At 32.3% G+C, this 15227-nt stretch carries 17 protein-coding genes, 2 tRNA genes and 1 rRNA gene; 9 read left to right on the plus strand and 11 right to left on the minus strand.

The window, feature by feature from the left end; all coding sequences use genetic code 11:
- On the minus strand, positions 1 to 913 hold a 913-nt coding region (locus VLC96_RS09535; protein WP_325262441.1), incomplete at its 3' end, for a quinone oxidoreductase family protein.
- Positions 914 to 1339: 426 nt separating this feature from the next.
- Between VLC96_RS09535 and VLC96_RS09540 the strand changes: the two genes are divergently transcribed.
- Positions 1340 to 2155 (plus strand): polysaccharide lyase family 7 protein, encoded by an 816-nt coding sequence (locus VLC96_RS09540; RefSeq protein ID WP_325262443.1) that lies wholly within the window; start codon positions 1340 to 1342, stop codon positions 2153 to 2155.
- A 210-nt stretch (positions 2156 to 2365) separates the two neighbouring features.
- Here VLC96_RS09540 and VLC96_RS09545 read toward each other — a convergent pair whose 3' ends face one another.
- The 3 genes from VLC96_RS09545 to msrB form a co-directional block, all read right to left on the minus strand.
- The gene (locus VLC96_RS09545; protein ID WP_325262444.1) at positions 2366 to 2890 is read right to left on the minus strand and encodes a MepB family protein; all 525 of its coding nucleotides are present in this window, start codon (positions 2888 to 2890) and stop codon (positions 2366 to 2368) included.
- 78 nt (positions 2891 to 2968) lie between these two features.
- Entirely contained in the window at positions 2969 to 3598 is a 630-nt protein-coding gene (msrA, locus tag VLC96_RS09550; RefSeq protein WP_325262445.1) for a peptide-methionine (S)-S-oxide reductase MsrA, read from the minus strand.
- Between the two features lie 69 nt (positions 3599 to 3667).
- Positions 3668 to 4222, minus strand: a complete 555-nt coding sequence (gene msrB / locus VLC96_RS09555; protein WP_325262447.1) for a peptide-methionine (R)-S-oxide reductase MsrB — start codon at positions 4220 to 4222, stop codon at positions 3668 to 3670.
- A gap of 173 nt (positions 4223 to 4395) precedes the next feature.
- Here msrB and idi point away from each other — a divergent pair, with 173 nt between their 5' ends.
- The 7 genes from idi to VLC96_RS09590 all read left to right on the plus strand — a co-directional run bounded on the left by idi (position 4396) and on the right by VLC96_RS09590 (position 7537).
- Positions 4396 to 4935, plus strand: coding sequence for an isopentenyl-diphosphate Delta-isomerase (idi, locus tag VLC96_RS09560; protein WP_325262451.1), 540 nt, complete (start codon positions 4396 to 4398; stop codon positions 4933 to 4935).
- 36 nt (positions 4936 to 4971) lie between these two features.
- Positions 4972 to 5382, plus strand: a complete 411-nt coding sequence (locus VLC96_RS09565; protein ID WP_325262453.1) for a 6-pyruvoyl trahydropterin synthase family protein — start codon at positions 4972 to 4974, stop codon at positions 5380 to 5382.
- Positions 5382 to 5840 (plus strand): peroxiredoxin, encoded by a 459-nt coding sequence (locus tag VLC96_RS09570; RefSeq protein ID WP_325262455.1) that lies wholly within the window; start codon positions 5382 to 5384, stop codon positions 5838 to 5840. Before VLC96_RS09565 ends, VLC96_RS09570 begins: the two co-directional genes overlap by 1 nt.
- 31 nt (positions 5841 to 5871) lie before the next feature.
- Positions 5872 to 6840: a type I phosphomannose isomerase catalytic subunit gene (locus VLC96_RS09575; protein WP_325262456.1), complete on the plus strand. Its 969-nt coding sequence runs from the start codon at positions 5872 to 5874 to the stop codon at positions 6838 to 6840.
- Positions 6841 to 6975: 135 nt separating this feature from the next.
- Positions 6976 to 7242 (plus strand): hypothetical protein, encoded by a 267-nt coding sequence (locus VLC96_RS09580; protein WP_325262458.1) that lies wholly within the window; start codon positions 6976 to 6978, stop codon positions 7240 to 7242.
- A gap of 78 nt (positions 7243 to 7320) precedes the next feature.
- Positions 7321 to 7397 (plus strand) — tRNA-Thr (locus tag VLC96_RS09585).
- Between the two features lie 66 nt (positions 7398 to 7463).
- A tRNA-Thr gene (locus VLC96_RS09590) sits at positions 7464 to 7537 on the plus strand.
- A gap of 293 nt (positions 7538 to 7830) precedes the next feature.
- Here the strand turns inward: VLC96_RS09590 and VLC96_RS09595 are convergent.
- From VLC96_RS09595 to VLC96_RS09625, 7 genes are all read right to left on the minus strand, one after another.
- Positions 7831 to 8550 (minus strand): DUF4369 domain-containing protein, encoded by a 720-nt coding sequence (locus VLC96_RS09595; RefSeq protein WP_325262459.1) that lies wholly within the window; start codon positions 8548 to 8550, stop codon positions 7831 to 7833.
- 192 nt (positions 8551 to 8742) lie between these two features.
- Positions 8743 to 10608, minus strand: coding sequence for a M61 family metallopeptidase (locus VLC96_RS09600; RefSeq protein WP_325262460.1), 1866 nt, complete (start codon positions 10606 to 10608; stop codon positions 8743 to 8745).
- Positions 10609 to 10768: 160 nt separating this feature from the next.
- Positions 10769 to 11047: a DUF2805 domain-containing protein gene (locus VLC96_RS09605; protein WP_325262461.1), complete on the minus strand. Its 279-nt coding sequence runs from the start codon at positions 11045 to 11047 to the stop codon at positions 10769 to 10771.
- Between the two features lie 168 nt (positions 11048 to 11215).
- Positions 11216 to 11818, minus strand: coding sequence for an alpha-ketoglutarate-dependent dioxygenase AlkB family protein (locus VLC96_RS09610; RefSeq protein ID WP_325262462.1), 603 nt, complete (start codon positions 11816 to 11818; stop codon positions 11216 to 11218).
- A gap of 76 nt (positions 11819 to 11894) precedes the next feature.
- Positions 11895 to 12602, minus strand: coding sequence for an aquaporin Z (gene aqpZ, locus VLC96_RS09615; protein WP_325262463.1), 708 nt, complete (start codon positions 12600 to 12602; stop codon positions 11895 to 11897).
- Between the two features lie 158 nt (positions 12603 to 12760).
- Positions 12761 to 13654 carry a DMT family transporter gene (locus VLC96_RS09620; RefSeq protein WP_325262464.1) on the minus strand — a complete coding sequence of 298 codons (894 nt, stop codon included), beginning with the start codon at positions 13652 to 13654 and terminating at the stop codon, positions 12761 to 12763.
- Positions 13655 to 13681: 27 nt separating this feature from the next.
- A complete protein-coding gene (locus VLC96_RS09625; protein WP_325262466.1) occupies positions 13682 to 14113 on the minus strand; it encodes a DUF2721 domain-containing protein in 432 nt (143 codons plus the stop codon).
- A gap of 981 nt (positions 14114 to 15094) precedes the next feature.
- Here VLC96_RS09625 and VLC96_RS09630 point away from each other — a divergent pair.
- A 16S ribosomal RNA gene (locus VLC96_RS09630) occupies positions 15095 to 15227 on the plus strand; the annotation flags it as partial.

Genomic DNA, 15227 nt, shown 5'->3' on the forward strand with positions numbered 1-15227 from the left:
AATCATGTGCCAGTTTTCCTTCGGATAATTGGAAAGAAGTCGGAGGAGCAACTTTAATTTTTCCTTCGATAATCCAATCAAATAATTGGTTGGCTCTTTTGATTCTTTCTTCTTTTGAATTTAAATAGCTCCACAAATCTCCTCCAGTTAAAGTTTTGGAAGTATCCATTAACATTCTTGGATTTATAAATTCTGGATCGCCTCCCGCCATTCCAAAGAAAACGACTTGACCACATTCTTTAGTGACTTCAAAGCTGTCCATTAGGGTACTCCCAATACTGTCATAAACAACATCAACACCATTTGAAATCGTTTTGAAAATATCCGATTTCCAATCTTCATTGTATAGAAATACATGATCAGCGCCTTGTTCAATAGCGACTTTTGCCTTGTCTGATGTTGAGGTCAAACCAATAACATTCGCGCCTAAAAGTTTGCTGATTTGTGTTAAAAATTGACCAACTCCTCCAGCAACAGCGTGAATTAAAATGGTTTCACCTTTTGCAGTTTTGTGGCTGTCTGTAGCCAGATAATGTGCTGTTAAACCTTGTAATAATATAGAAGCTGCAGTTTCAAAAGAAATAGCTTCAGGTAAGGGAAGTGCATGATTTACATTTACTGCAACCAATTCGGCATTAGCAAAAGGAACATCAGCAAAAGCGATTCTGTCTCCAATTTTAAATTCTGAATTACAATTAGTATCAACGACAATTCCAGCACCTTCATAGCCGGCAATAAATGGTGGATTTCCTTTAAGATGATAATTTCCTTTTCGTCGGTACACATCGGCAAAGTTTAATCCGATGGCTTTCATTTCTACTAAAATTTCATCCTTTTTTAATTGTGGATTTGGAGTGTCAATATATTCGAGTACATCCGAGTTGCCGAATTTAGAGAAAGTAAGTGCTTTCATTTTTTCTTTTTTTGAGGATGCAAAGAAAGTTAAAACTATATATTTTTTTGTTTTAAATCAGATAAAAATTATAAGCACTGATAATTAGTTGTTTTTTAATGTTGTAAGCTGATTGTTTATGTTTTGAATCTTTCTGTAAATCATTTTTTTGATGATATCTAAATAATAACAAATGTTTTTTAAGTAATTATTTTTTTAAGAGATTTTTCAGATCTGTTTTCGTTTAATTTAATAAAAAACGTTTGGAAAAAAATTGTAAAAGTGAAAAAAAAAGGCAACTTTTGTAACCGATTACAATAAAGGATTCTTAATGTTTATTTTATGATTATTAAAGATCATTTTTTAATTTTTTTATGATGATTTTCGATGAAAATTTCCTTATAAACAATTAGCCTCTATACATTTATAACCTATAATTATTGAAGAATGAAAAAGATTAGTATTTATCTAGTAGTAGTATTGTTTACCGCTGTTAGTTTTAGTTCCTATGGTCAAAAAGGACCAAAAATAGATTTTTCTCAATGGAGATTAGTTATCCCAGAAGGTGCAGTAACATCATTTAAAGGTCAAAAACTTTTAGATTATAGTGAAAACTTAGACATCCAAAAGTATATGTATAATGATCCAACAGACAAATCTTTGGTGTTTTTTTTCACTCCAGCGCTAAAACCTGTTGGTAAGCCTATAATGAAAACCGAATTGAAAGAACAAAATGCATTTGGTGGTGATGCAGGTTGGACTTTTAGAAATGGTGCCAAATTGAAAGCAACCTTGAAAATGGGTGATCTTTCCAGAAAAAATAATGAATATCCAAGAATAATTTTTCTTCAAATTGGTGGAAGACTTAAAGAAGAGCAAGTTAACTTAATTGGGGCAAAAGATAAAAATGCTCCAGCAATTTTAAAGGTATATTGGGATAATGGATATATAAAACTAAGATCAAAAAGACCTGTAAATCCAAAAATTTCTGGAAACGATCTATTAAAAGATGAAAACTGGATTGATGACGATGGATTTACATTTAAAAACAGTGTTGGTTTTGATAAGTTCACTATTCAAATTACAATTTCTGAAGGAAAAATGGAAGTTAATGTTGATGGTGAGAAAAAAGTTTATTCTGGTATAAATTATGAAAACTGGGGAGTATTTGATAATTACTTCACTATTGGATGTAATCCTCAAACAGATGATACAGCAGTTCGTGCAGCTGTAAAATATTATTCAGTAGAGTTATCTCACTAATAAATAAGCATTATAGAACACTGCAAAATTGTGTTATAAAAGAAAATCGGAATTTGACTTTAATAAGTTAAATTCCGATTTGTTTTTTAAAATGGTGCGAAGTTTATTTTGAGTGAAACAAAGTTTGAATTAATAATCGAAGCTTATCGTTCTTGATATTTCCCAGTGATATTTTTTTTGCTTTTTACGATACGAAGGTAGAAGCATATTCTAATATTTTAAATCAAGAAGTAATTTTATTCGGTCCAAATCAATAGTTTCATTTAGCGGTATTTCTACAAAATAATCCAACTGCCATTTTTGAGTTTTTTGTGCCTGTTTATTTGTTGTTAGATCCCAAGCTGGATAAACGCGAATGGCTCGCTTACCCTCTTTTTTTTCCGAAACAATTCCTTTCTCAATCAGAACGGCTTTTGGAAAGGCAAATAATCCGAAGGAATCGTTTTTTCGAACGCTTATTATAAACAAATCTATTGGATCTGAATTGTCAAAAGGCTGAATTGGCCCTTGATTTATCCTTTTCCATAAAGTTACAAATTGACCGGTTTTGGTTGGTGTTATTTTGGCACTTCGAAATCGAATATTTTTTTTATTGAGAACAAAGGAACAAGCTCCATATTCTGCACTCTCTTTTTCAATCAGAATCTGGCTGATTTCTAAATCATTCGATTGCGATAATATTTTTTTAAAATTTAAAAATTCTGTGGGTAATCCTTCCATTGCTTTAACGTTCATTTGAAAGATTTTTTAGCTTTTGATATAAAAAATCCTTCAAATGTGTTTTGAAGGATTCGTTTCGATAATCGTATTTAACTAATGGGTCCTTGCTTTTAATTTGTCTTTAAAAACTTTTTCGAACTTCTCCAATTTTGGCTGTATAACCATTTGACAATAAGGTTGGTTTTTGTTATTGGCATAATAGTTTTGATGATAATCTTCAGCTTTATAAAATTTTGTAAAAGGTTCTATGGTAGTGACAATTGGGTTTTCGTAAACCTTTGCTTTCTGTAACTCTGCAATGATCGATTGAGCTTCTTTTTTTTGTTCTTCATTATTATAAAAAATGACAGAACGATATTGTGTTCCTCTATCAGCACCTTGTCGATTAAGAGTTGTTGGATCATGAACAGTGAAGAATACTTTGAAAATTTCATCTAGGTTTGTTACGGTTTTGTCAAAAGTAATTTGAACAACTTCGGCGTGACCGGTAGTTCCTGAACAAACTTCTTCATAGCTTGGGTTAGCTGTTCTTCCTCCAGAAAATCCAGATACAACAGATTTTACTCCTTTTAAATTTTCGTAAACAGCCTCTACACACCAGTAGCAGCCTCCTCCAAGAGTTATGGTTTCAAAATTAGATTGTGTCATATTTTTAGTTTTAGTATTGTTTTGAGAAAATAAAGTTCCGGTTATTAGTAAACAAGTTAAAAATAAAGTTTTCATGATAAATATTTTTAAGTCAGAGTCAAAGGTTAATGCATTTTTTAAACTGATAATCACATAATAATCAGTCTAATGTTTAGCATCTGGTATAAAATCCAGCGCGATAGAATTCATGCAATATCGTTTTCCTGTTGGCTCAGGACCATCATCAAATAAATGGCCTAAATGTCCGCCACATCTTCCGCATAAGGCTTCAATTCGTTCCATTCCTAATGAATTATCATCTTTAAAAACGATACTTTTTTTATTTTCTTGTTCAAAAAAACTTGGCCAGCCGCAACTACTAGCAAATTTGGCTCCTGATCGAAAAAGAAGATTGCCACAAGCAGCACAATAATAAGTTCCTTTTACATCTGTATTCCAATATTTTCCGGTAAAAGGTCTTTCGGTATCTGCTTTTCGGGAAACTAAATAGACATCTTCTGGCAGAATTTTTTTCCACTCTGCATCGGTTAAATTGAGTTTTGTAGTGTTGGTATGGGAATAATAAGGATTTTTTGGTTTGCTCTGATTGGTTTCAATTGAGGTCATTGAATTGTTTTTCACTTCTTTATTTTGTCCACATGCATGAAAAGCAAAAAACGACAGAAGTAGAAAAATACCAAAAATGGGGGGTGTTTTCATTTGTTGAAATTTTTATATCAAATGTAACAGAAGTTTGAAGTTAATGATTCTGTATTTTGAAAATTTTAAGACTTCAGGACATTACTAATGCTGAGATAAAATGGAAATTATGAAAAATGTTTAAGCCTTTATAAAGCTATCTTTTTTGTACTTTTGTCCTATCAATAAATAATATGGAAGAAGAAAAAGTAATATTAGTAAATGAATTGGATCAACAAATTGGTTTGATGCCAAAATTAGAAGCACATAAAAAAGCTATTTTACATCGTGCTTTTTCAGTTTTCGTTCTAAATAATCAAAATGAGATTATGCTTCAACAAAGAGCGCATCAAAAATACCATTCCCCTTTGTTATGGACCAATACTTGTTGTAGTCATCAGCGTGATGGCGAAACTAATATTCAGGCTGGTAATCGCAGATTATTTGAAGAAATGGGTTTTAATACCGAGTTAAAAGAGCTTTTTCATTTTATTTATAAAGCGCCTTTTGATAATGGTTTGACAGAACATGAACTTGATCACGTAATGATTGGTTATTATAACGAGGAACCAAACATTAACACAGAGGAGGTTGAAGCCTGGAAATGGATGAAAATTGAAGATGTAAAAAATGATATGCTTTTAAATCCGGAGGATTATACAGTTTGGTTCAAAATTATATTTGATCAGTTTTATCATTTTTTAGAAGAACATGCATTAGAACAAAATAATTAATTTTTTTAATACAATTAAAAATTTTGACCCCCACTTATGAGAGTAACAATATCCAGAAAAGCTCATTTTAATGCCGCACATCGTTTATATAGAAAGGATTGGACTTTTGAACAAAATGATGCCATTTTCGGTAAATGCAATAATCCCAATTTTCATGGACACAATTACGAATTGATTGTAAGTGTCACTGGCGAAATTGATAAAGAAACGGGCTATGTTATGGATGTAAAGTTTCTAACTGATATTATCAAAGAAGAAGTTGAAGATCAGTTTGACCATAAAAATCTGAATTTGGATGTGCCGGAATTTCAGGATTTAAATCCTACGGCTGAGAATATTGTGGTTGTGATTTGGAATAAAATAAGGAAAAAAGTAAAGCCTGAACTCGATTTAGAAGTAGTTTTATATGAAACACCACGCAATTTTGTAACTTATAAAGGAGAATAATGGGACTAAATATAGGAGATAAAATTCCAAATTTTATTGCAAAAGATACTAATGGAAATGATTTCAATAGTCAGGATCTAATTGGCAAAAAGCCATTAGTTATTTATTTCTACCCCAAAGATAATACCCCTGGTTGCACAACTCAAGCCTGTACTTTTCGGGATCAATATGAAGATTTCAAAGATCTTGGTGCCGAAGTAATTGGTGTCAGTAGCGATAGCGTTGCTTCTCATCAGAAATTCACACAGCAATATAAATTGCCTTTTATTCTTTTATCAGATTCAGATAAAAATCTTAGAAATCTATTTGGTGTACCGTCAAGTTTGTTTGGTTTGATACCAGGCAGAGTAACGTATGTTACTGATAAAACGGGAACTATTATAATGATTTTTGATAATATGAAAGCTAAAGGTCATATTTCGAAAGCACTAGACGCGATTAGAAAATTACAACAATAAGAATAATTTAGAAATTAGTAAACACAAAAATATGAGTTCAAAAAATTATCCATTACAGTTTAACGCGATCTTAAAAGAAAGAATTTGGGGTGGCGAAAAGTTAAAAACAGTTTTAAATAAACCAATTACTTCAAATATCACAGGAGAAAGTTGGGAACTTTCTACTGTTGAAGGCGATGTAAGTATCGTTGCCAATGGTGAATATAAAGGAAAATCCTTGACAGAGCTGATTGATGCATACCCAAACGAAATTCTGGGGACAGCAGTTCATGAAAGATTTGGAAAACAATTTCCATTGCTTTTCAAATATTTAGATGCTCGTGAAGATTTGTCAATCCAAGTACATCCTAATGATGAGTTGGCAAAAAAACGCCACAATTCTTTTGGTAAAACCGAGATGTGGTACGTTATGCAAGCTGATAATGATGCTAGAATAATTGTTGGTTTCAAAGAAGATTCCAGTGCAGATGAATACGTAAAGCATCTAAATGATAAGACACTAATTGATATTCTTGACACAGTAAAAGCAAAACCCGGAGATGTTTTTTTCCTGGAAACAGGAACTGTTCATGCTATTGGAGCAGGATTAGTAGTTGCCGAAATTCAACAAACATCTGATATTACTTATCGTATATATGATTTTGATCGAAAAGACGCGCAAGGAAATACAAGAGAATTGCATGTTGATTTGGCCTTGGATGCGATTAATTATAAAAAAGTTAATACATATAAAGAGTACACTAAAGAGACTGATAAGTCAAATGTGGTTGTGGATTGTCCTTACTTTACAACCAATTTTATTCCATTAGAGAATGAAAAATCAGTGGTAAATTCAGGATTGTCTTTTGCGGTATATATGTGTATCGAGGGTTCTTTTGAATTAGAATATGAAGGTTCAGTGTATCAATACAAAAAAGGCGATACGGTTCTGATCCCAGCCGCTATGAAATCTTATAATCTGAAAGGGAAAGCATCAATTTTAGAAGTTTACATTTCGTAGATATAAACTTTTTATATTACACAGCTATGTTAGTTTTGTTTTGGTTTATGATAGACAGTATTTTAATGACAAATTCATAGTTGAGAATAGAAAGTTTATGTGTACTTTTGCAAACGCAAATTAAATAAATATAAAATGGCAAACGTTAAGAATTTAAAGAAAGACATCAACTACGTATTAGGAGATATTATTGAAGCAGTTTACTTGTTTGAGATTTCTACAACAGGAAAACCTACAGATGAAACGAATGCATTAATTGACGAAGCTATTGCTGCTTTTGATACTTTAATTACTAAAGTGAACGCTAAAAACGTTGAAAACAAAAAAGCACATTTCAAACAAATAAATGTAGAATTGGAACAAACTGCTAATCAATTGATTGCTAAAATCAACGATTTGTAGTAAAAAAAAGGGCAAAAAAAGTTAGTTTTTATTTTGGAAAAACGAAATACCGACTTATATTTGCACCCGTAATGAGACGCCGATGTAGCTCAGCTGGCTAGAGCAGCTGATTTGTAATCAGCAGGTCGTGGGTTCGAGTCCCTCTATCGGCTCCAAAACCATCTAATAAAAATAGATGGTTTTTTATTAAAATTGAAAATCATTACAAAACATATTGAGACGCCGATGTAGCTCAGCTGGCTAGAGCAGCTGATTTGTAATCAGCAGGTCGTGGGTTCGAGTCCCTCTATCGGCTCTGAGTAAAACCATCTAACATTTGTTAGGTGGTTTTTTTGTTTTAGCCTTTTTTTCGATTTGTTTTCAAGAAAAAGTTTTATGTAAGTGCAGGGTTGATTTGGTTTGCGAGAGGGATAGTAGGAAGCTACCGAAGTAGCCCGAATAGCCCGACAGCAATCCAATAAAAGGACGTATATGCACAAATGAATTTTTGCCCTTTTATTGGATTGCTGTCTCGCCCTAATAAATACTTTAGATCACAAAAAAACCGCCTAAATTTTTAGACGGTCTTAGTTTTTTTGGAAGTAAAACTTATTTAACTGTTTCACTTTTTTTGATGTCGTTTACGTACTTGGTCAATTTTTTGCCATAGAATGAGTTGGCTACTTTTGGTGTCATTGACTTCTGAATAGTGTCCAAATATTTAACGTTGATATCATAGATTTCAGCCAAAGCGATATAAGGCGAAATCTCATGATCTTTATTATTTACAGCAAAATTAGTTGCAAAAAGATATTTACGTTTGATATTGTTATCCTGTGCAGCTGCGATACTGTCAATTTTTTTAGTATCATTATTTTTCATTGCTTTAAACTTTTGTTCAATCAGAGTTAGATTTTCGTCATTGAAACGAGAGTTTATTTTTTTATATTCTTCGTATAATTCTTGATTTTTAGAACCTGTAATTTTTGCGCCAGCTATGAATGAATCTAAATTAGTTTCAATATTAATGGTGCCTGGTTCAGCAAAAAACATGATGTTGTTGTCAAGAGAATTGGTAACACCTCTATCTAGATATAAATATAGCATTTCAGGTGATTTTAAATCAAGGTTACTTTCAAATGTTGATTGTCCGTCAATCTTGATGGTATCTATTGCGACAAGAGCAGAATCAGTATATTTCTGAATGTATAAAGTTCCTTCTTTTAGCCCTTTAATATTTCCTGTAATATGCAGATTTTTATTAGATTCATTTTTGTTACATGCTACCAAAAAAAGTAAGGAAGCAAAAGCAATAATTGAGTTTTTCATGGGTAATAAATTTGTTTTTTTGGGAATGTAAAAAAAGCAGCTCTTGAATATATAAGTATGCTATTTTTTAGTTTTGTCTATTTTGGCGCAAAATAAAGAAAATTGTTGGAATGAATTGTTTTAGTGAGAATGAATTTTAAAAAAAAATCCCAATCTAATTTTAGATTGGGATTTTATAAAAATTTTTTAGAGTTATCCTTTTAGCCAAGCTTCTCTCAATGTGGCTTTTGACGCATCAGTAGCTTCCAGTCCTTCACTATCTATGTAAGGCAATTTGACTACTCCTTTAATAGTCTGTTCCTTTCCATCACGTTTGATTTTGATAGTTATTGGATCATTTTCTTTCCATTTTTGACTGTCTGTAATCAATTCGTAAATATTGTCATAAGAATAAGCTTTGTCATTAACAGCAAGAATTACATCCAAGGCTTTTAAGCCTAATGTCGTATAGAAAACATGTAATTCCTTATTTGGAACAATGAAAATTTCTTTATCCTGCTCGCTCATTACTCCAATAAATGGAACTTGTCCTTGCAAAAATATGCCATCAGGTACTCTTTTTGTTGTTTTGGTTATTCCAACTTTAGCTAAGTAGTCATAATAAGGAATCGGAGTAGAACCAGAAACATATTTAGTCAAAAATTCACCTACTTCAGGATATGTTAATGATGTGATTTTACCAAATAAATCTGCATCGTTAAATGGTTTTGAAACACCATATTCATTAGATAATTTATGCATTAAGTCTAAAATCCCTCTTTGGCCATTACTTTTTTCTCTAATTAAAATGTCCAAACACATACCAATTAAAGCTCCTTTTTGATAAACATTCAGATATTGATCTTTGTAAGGTTGTGTCAAAACATTGGCGCTCATCGTCGTAAAAGGCATACTATCATTCATGGCATTTGCGCCTTGTATTTTTTCGGCTATTCTAGAATAGAATTCTTCTTCATTAATTAAACCTTGATTGATTTGGAATAAATTTGCAAAATATTCCGTTACTCCTTCATACATCCATAAGTGCTGAGACATTTTTGGAGAGTTATAGTCAAAATATTGAATTTCTTTTGAGTGAATAGTCAAAGGAGTTACGATATGAAAAAATTCATGAGAAACTACGTCCTTCATTTGTTCTACCAATTCATCTTTTGACATCATTTCTGGCATTACAACAGTTGTTGCAGTTGGATGTTCCAATGCGCCGAAACCTTTAGCATCTGTTTGAGACATCGTTGAAAGGTATAATATAACAGTGTATTTTTTGGTAGAATTAATTTTTCCTAAAAATTTCTTTTGAGCAGTCATCATCGTTTTCATTTCTGGCGTAATGCTCTCTGCTGTAAATTTTCCTGTTGGAGAATAAACTGCGATTTGTATATCCATTCCGTCGACATTGAATGTAGTGTAGTCTGGTTTTGAATACATGATTGGATTTTCCAACAATTCAGAATAAAGAGGCATCTCAAAAACATCTACTGTAGCCGACGCATCTTTATCAATCATTGAGGTAGCTCCCCAAAGAGTTTCAGGATGAGTTATAGTAACTTTATATGGAATTTCTTTTTTGTCTTGAAAATAGCCAACAAAACCATGTAAGTTTAGCATGTAATTTTTATTGACATCAATATTAGTTCCAGCTGGAGAGAATACATCGTCTTTTCCAAAACCTTTACCTTTTTCAGTATCGTAAGTGTCATTTACTAAATAAGTAATTTTGACTAATGATTTTGCATTGTTGATAGACCAGGTATTATCGTCTGTTTTTGTAATTGTTAATAGATTACCTTTTTTGTCGTAGGCTTTAAAATCGGCAACATACTTTCCATAATCATCCACTGAATATGTTCCAGGAACAGTCTTTGGAAGACTATAAGTAATAATTTGTGTGTTGATTTTTGGCGCTTTTACAGAAACTAAAACCTGATCATCTTTTACATCCGTGAGATTGATGTTAACTTCTATTTCGTCTTTTTTTGAATCTACGACTTTTGTAGTGTTCGCTTTACTTGTCCAGAGTAGAGAAGAAAAAGCAAGAGCAAAAATTATTTTTTTCATTTATATTAATGTTTGTTTATGAATTAGTATTTCAAATTGCAAAAAAGTTACAGAAAACGGCAAAGCTGTATTTGAAATAGAAAGTTAATATTTGTGATGTTTTGAATTTGAAATAAGGAATAAAAAAACTCCTGATTTACAGGAGTGTCATTTTTTGTAGTTAATCTAACTTATTTTTTATATAATATTTGCCATCTAAATCGTCATCAAAATCATCGATTTTCAGAGGTTTTGGTTTTGGTTTACTTGCTATTGCTTTCTTTTTCCACATTTCGTATTTTTCAGTTGGCATTTTCTTTTTCATAATTTCAAGAACCTCCTTCTCAGCTAATCCAAATTCTTTTTTTATAATCTCGAATGGATTTCTCTCTTCTTGGGCCAATGTGATCAGTCTTTCTGTTTGTTCCCAGTTTAATTCTTTGCGGTTACTCTTTTTCATCACGTGAAAATTAATTCAGTTTTTTTTAAATGATTAATAAATTTGATTTCAAATCTTATACCAATATTAATAAAAAAAATAATTACTTTTTATTTTAGGCTAAAAAAAAATCAATTTTTTGATTCTTTTGAACAAGTGATATTTTAAATAAAGATTTTTGAGTTTTTTTTATTTAATAACCCTAAAAGTAAGATTTATTCTGGGACCAATATTTTTTTTTGTTTTAGGCACCTGATGTTTCCAAAAATGTTGAGTAGTACCTTTCATTAGTAGTAAACTACCATTTTCTAAGACAATATTCTTTTTTTGCGTACTATCTATATTATGTTTCAATTGAAAGTTCCGTTCAGCGCCCAAGCTTAATGAAGCAATTATTGGATTAATCCCGAGTTCTTTCTCATTATCCGCATGCCAACCGTTACCGTCATTTCCATCTCTATAATAATTTAGCAAAACAGTTGTAAAATTGATTTCAGCAACATTTTCAACAAGGTTTTTGATTTTTTGTAATGTCGGAGTCCAATAATGAGGTTGCATAGTTATATTCGAATAGGAGTAAGGCTTACCTTCATTTCCATACAAAGCAGTTAATCGGGGTTGTAGATGTTTTTTGCCGTAAACAGTAATTTCGTCCTGTTGCCAAGGAGTTTTTTCTAGTAATTCTTTAAAAAGAGCATTCGCTTCTTCCTCAAAAAAAAACTTAGGAAAATAGATAATTTCCGCATTTGGCAAATTAAAAACAATTGGTTCGGATTGAAATAATGAGTTCATACAACAAAAATAAAGAGAAAAACGAAATCAAGTATTCCATTTTTCTCTTTTCTATTTTTTGAAATTATAAACTAGTTTATGCTTCAGAATTATCTTGAAGTAAATTTTTATAAATAAAACCTGCAACTATAGCGCCCAAAATAGGAGCAATCCAAAACAGCCAGACTTGAGATAAAGGTTCACCACCAACAAAAATGGCCTGTGATAACGATCTGGCAGGATTTACAGATGTATTTGTAATAGGAATGCTGATTAAATGAATCAATGTTAAGCCAAGTCCGATTGCTATTCCTGCAAACCTTCCATTTGCAAATTTATCTGTGGCACCAAGTATAATAAGAAGAAAAAATAAAGTCAATACAAATTCGGCAATAAAAGCAGCTTGTAACGAATAGCCATCAGGCGAAAATGCTCCATAACCATTAGAGGCAAATGCTCCTGCTTTTGTATTATCAATCATAAACCCAGCTTTTCCAGAAGCAATTGTAAAGAGAGTTCCTGCTGCTGCAATTGCACCAATGCATTGTGCTATAATATAAGGGAGCAAATCTTTTGCCGAAAATCTTCCACCAGCCCATAATCCAAAAGAGACAGCAGGGTTAAAATGCCCTCCCGAAATATGACCAACTGCATATGCCATAGTCAATACTGTGAGACCAAAAGCCAACGAAACACCAATAAATCCAATTCCTAAATCAGGAATGCCTGCTGCAAAAATTGCGCTTCCACAACCTCCAAAAACTAACCAATACGTTCCGAAAAATTCTGCGAAAAGTTTTTTCATAATAAAATAATTAAGTTAATAGTTATGAATTAAAAATCAAATAAATAGGAGTTCTATATACTTGTAAAATATTGATAATAAGTAGTGTTACGAATTTATAAAAAAATTAACACATAATTACTATTAACTATGTTTTATCAAGAGGTGATGACGGTGAATTAATGCTTTTTTAAATTCACATTCATTATTATTATCGCAAATATAATTAGGAATATACCAATCCACTGTAGAAAAACTACATTCTCATGAAGAAGAAAGTAAGCCATTAAAACAGAAACAGGAAGTTCTAATGCCGAAACAATACTGCCCAGACCAATTCCGGTAAGAGGAAAACCCGCGTTCATTAACATTGGCGGAATAATAGTTCCAAAAAGAGATAGTATAATACCCCATTTTAGAAATATTTCAAAATGAAAAGAAGTGTTTAATGTAACTAATGCAAAAATAGCAACAACTACAGCACCTCCCAAAAGCATATACAAACTTCGCTGTGCCGATGAAATTCCTAATGCTACTCGGTTAGCGGTAAACATAGTCGTTGTAAATGAACAAGCCGCCAACATTCCCAGTAAAACTCCTCGCCAATCTAATTCGATTTCATCCTGAATCACATTGGTCGCCAAAAGTGTTCCTATCAATACCACAACCGCAGCCACAATCTTTTGTTTTGAAGGGATTTTCTTTTCTAGAATCATCTCCAATAGTAAACCTATCCAAACAGTCTGCATTAATAATACGATAGCAATCGAAACTGGAATATATTTTACCGCCATATAATAAAACACACTTGTCAATCCTGTTGAAGTTCCGGCAAGCATCAATTGAAATATGTTTTTTGAAGTTGCTTTTATGGTTTCGTTTTGGCTTTTGGCTTTTTGTAAGGTATTGATAATCAGGATTCCTAGGATTCCTAATATAAATTGAGAAATAGTAACTTCCGCTGTTGTGTATCCTTCGGAATAAGCCATTTTTACAAATGTAGCCAGCATCCCGTAACTAGTGGCTCCAATAGCTACAAGGAAAACTCCTTTAAGAGTGTGGTTTTTTAACATTTTTGAATATAAATTGAGAGTAAAATATTATTTTGCTTCAGTTGTTGATTGGTGTTCTTTTTCAAGTTCTTTATGTGTTAAATCACTCAAATGCAAACGCAAAGCCCCAACTGAAATATTAATTTCCCAAATACAAAGAGCTAAAGAGATTAATAAAGCAAATAAACTCAGCCCAAATAGATAAATTCCCATTATTTGATAGTCTAAGAACAATACAAGCATTGTTAATACGGATAAAAACAAACTAGCTGCGCCAGCCATTTGCATAAAGCGAATGAGAGTTAGTCTTAAATTGAGGTTTTTTATTTCTAACAAAATCATTCGGTTCTCTTTTTCTTTATAAGCTTTCTTTAAACCACGAATTATGGTAGCAAGTGTCAGAAAACGATTGGTGTAAGCCAATAATATCAACGAAGTAGCCGAAAATAGTAAGGCTGGAGTTTCAACATGAAGTGTCATTAGTGATTTTTTTAGGTTGCAAAGGTCGTGTTTTTTAGGGATTATCAAAAAAATGCCCTGACTTTATATATTTAAAAGTATATATATAATAAGGAGCTAAATCCTGCTATCCGTTCCAATCTTGTTGCCCGAACCCCGGTCAACAAGGATTTCCACTACACACGAGTGAAGCGAACTGGCGAAGCAATCAGGGCTAGGGCTTTGGTTCTTCGTATGAGAAATAGGTGTCCTAACAAGTTTTTGGAACTTGTTAGGTATGTTTTTAGGCTTTCAGGGTAAAGAACCACGCTTGGATACGTATCATATAATATAGGAGAAAGATAAAACCTGCCAATTCCTTAAAACGCCCTTCAAAAACCCTTGAAAATCTGATAAAACACGAGCAATCTCTCCCTAAGACTAAAAATCCTCAAAAAGAAGAAAGATAACTATAAGTAGACCAAGGCATTAAAAAATAATCGAAAAATAAATGCAAAAAGCCATTGTTAAAACGGATAAACTGTCTACTTTTGCACCCGCAACAAGCACAAGCGTTCTTAGAAATCCTGACAGGCTAACAAAATCAAATTGAAAAAAGTTTTTTCAAAAAAAGATTGGTAAAAGCTTGCCAGAGAAAAAAACGCTGCTTATTTTTGCACCCCGCTAAAAGCGCAAGTTATTTGAAAAGCTGATAAGAGAGAAGAGAGGAAAACGAAAATAAAATTTTTCAAAAAAACTTTAAATTTTTCTTGCCAGGTAAAAAGAAATTGCTACTTTTGCACCCGCTTTGACAGACAAACGAAAGGCGAAAATTTGTAGAGACACACTGTAGTGTGACTCTTGAAAACAGAAGAACACGTTCCTAGACATATTGAATTGACAGCCGTTTTGATCGAAAGATCAGAACAAATAAAATAAGAGTAATAGAATCGTAAAGATTTGAATAAAACCGATAGATACTGAGTCGAATAAAAACAGCTTAAGCAATTAAGCGAACAATATACGATGAAGAGTTTGATCCTGGCTCAGGATGAACGCTAGCGGCAGGCTTAACACATGCAAGTCGAGGGGTATAGGCTTTCGGGCCTAGAGACCGGCGCACGGGTGCGTAACGCGTATGCAATCTACCTTTCAC

Origin of the sequence: Flavobacterium sp., from assembly GCF_035456085.1 — a bacterium.
Lineage (GTDB): Bacteria > Bacteroidota > Bacteroidia > Flavobacteriales > Flavobacteriaceae > Flavobacterium.

Excerpts from the sequence above, each read along its gene's own strand:
- VLC96_RS09540 (WP_325262443.1), top strand. The coding sequence starts at position 1,340 with ATGAAAAAGATTAGTATTTATCTAGTAGTAGTATTGTTTACCGCTGTT.
- VLC96_RS09545 (WP_325262444.1), bottom strand. The coding sequence starts at position 2,890 with ATGAACGTTAAAGCAATGGAAGGATTACCCACAGAATTTTTAAATTTT.
- msrA (WP_325262445.1), bottom strand. The coding sequence starts at position 3,598 with ATGAAAACTTTATTTTTAACTTGTTTACTAATAACCGGAACTTTATTT.
- msrB (WP_325262447.1), bottom strand. The coding sequence starts at position 4,222 with ATGAAAACACCCCCCATTTTTGGTATTTTTCTACTTCTGTCGTTTTTT.
- idi (WP_325262451.1), top strand. The coding sequence starts at position 4,396 with ATGGAAGAAGAAAAAGTAATATTAGTAAATGAATTGGATCAACAAATT.
- VLC96_RS09565 (WP_325262453.1), top strand. The coding sequence starts at position 4,972 with ATGAGAGTAACAATATCCAGAAAAGCTCATTTTAATGCCGCACATCGT.
- VLC96_RS09570 (WP_325262455.1), top strand. The coding sequence starts at position 5,382 with ATGGGACTAAATATAGGAGATAAAATTCCAAATTTTATTGCAAAAGAT.
- VLC96_RS09575 (WP_325262456.1), top strand. The coding sequence starts at position 5,872 with ATGAGTTCAAAAAATTATCCATTACAGTTTAACGCGATCTTAAAAGAA.
- VLC96_RS09580 (WP_325262458.1), top strand. The coding sequence starts at position 6,976 with ATGGCAAACGTTAAGAATTTAAAGAAAGACATCAACTACGTATTAGGA.
- VLC96_RS09595 (WP_325262459.1), bottom strand. The coding sequence starts at position 8,550 with ATGAAAAACTCAATTATTGCTTTTGCTTCCTTACTTTTTTTGGTAGCA.
- VLC96_RS09600 (WP_325262460.1), bottom strand. The coding sequence starts at position 10,608 with ATGAAAAAAATAATTTTTGCTCTTGCTTTTTCTTCTCTACTCTGGACA.
- VLC96_RS09605 (WP_325262461.1), bottom strand. The coding sequence starts at position 11,047 with ATGAAAAAGAGTAACCGCAAAGAATTAAACTGGGAACAAACAGAAAGA.
- VLC96_RS09610 (WP_325262462.1), bottom strand. The coding sequence starts at position 11,818 with ATGAACTCATTATTTCAATCCGAACCAATTGTTTTTAATTTGCCAAAT.
- aqpZ (WP_325262463.1), bottom strand. The coding sequence starts at position 12,602 with ATGAAAAAACTTTTCGCAGAATTTTTCGGAACGTATTGGTTAGTTTTT.
- VLC96_RS09620 (WP_325262464.1), bottom strand. The coding sequence starts at position 13,654 with ATGTTAAAAAACCACACTCTTAAAGGAGTTTTCCTTGTAGCTATTGGA.
- VLC96_RS09625 (WP_325262466.1), bottom strand. The coding sequence starts at position 14,113 with ATGACACTTCATGTTGAAACTCCAGCCTTACTATTTTCGGCTACTTCG.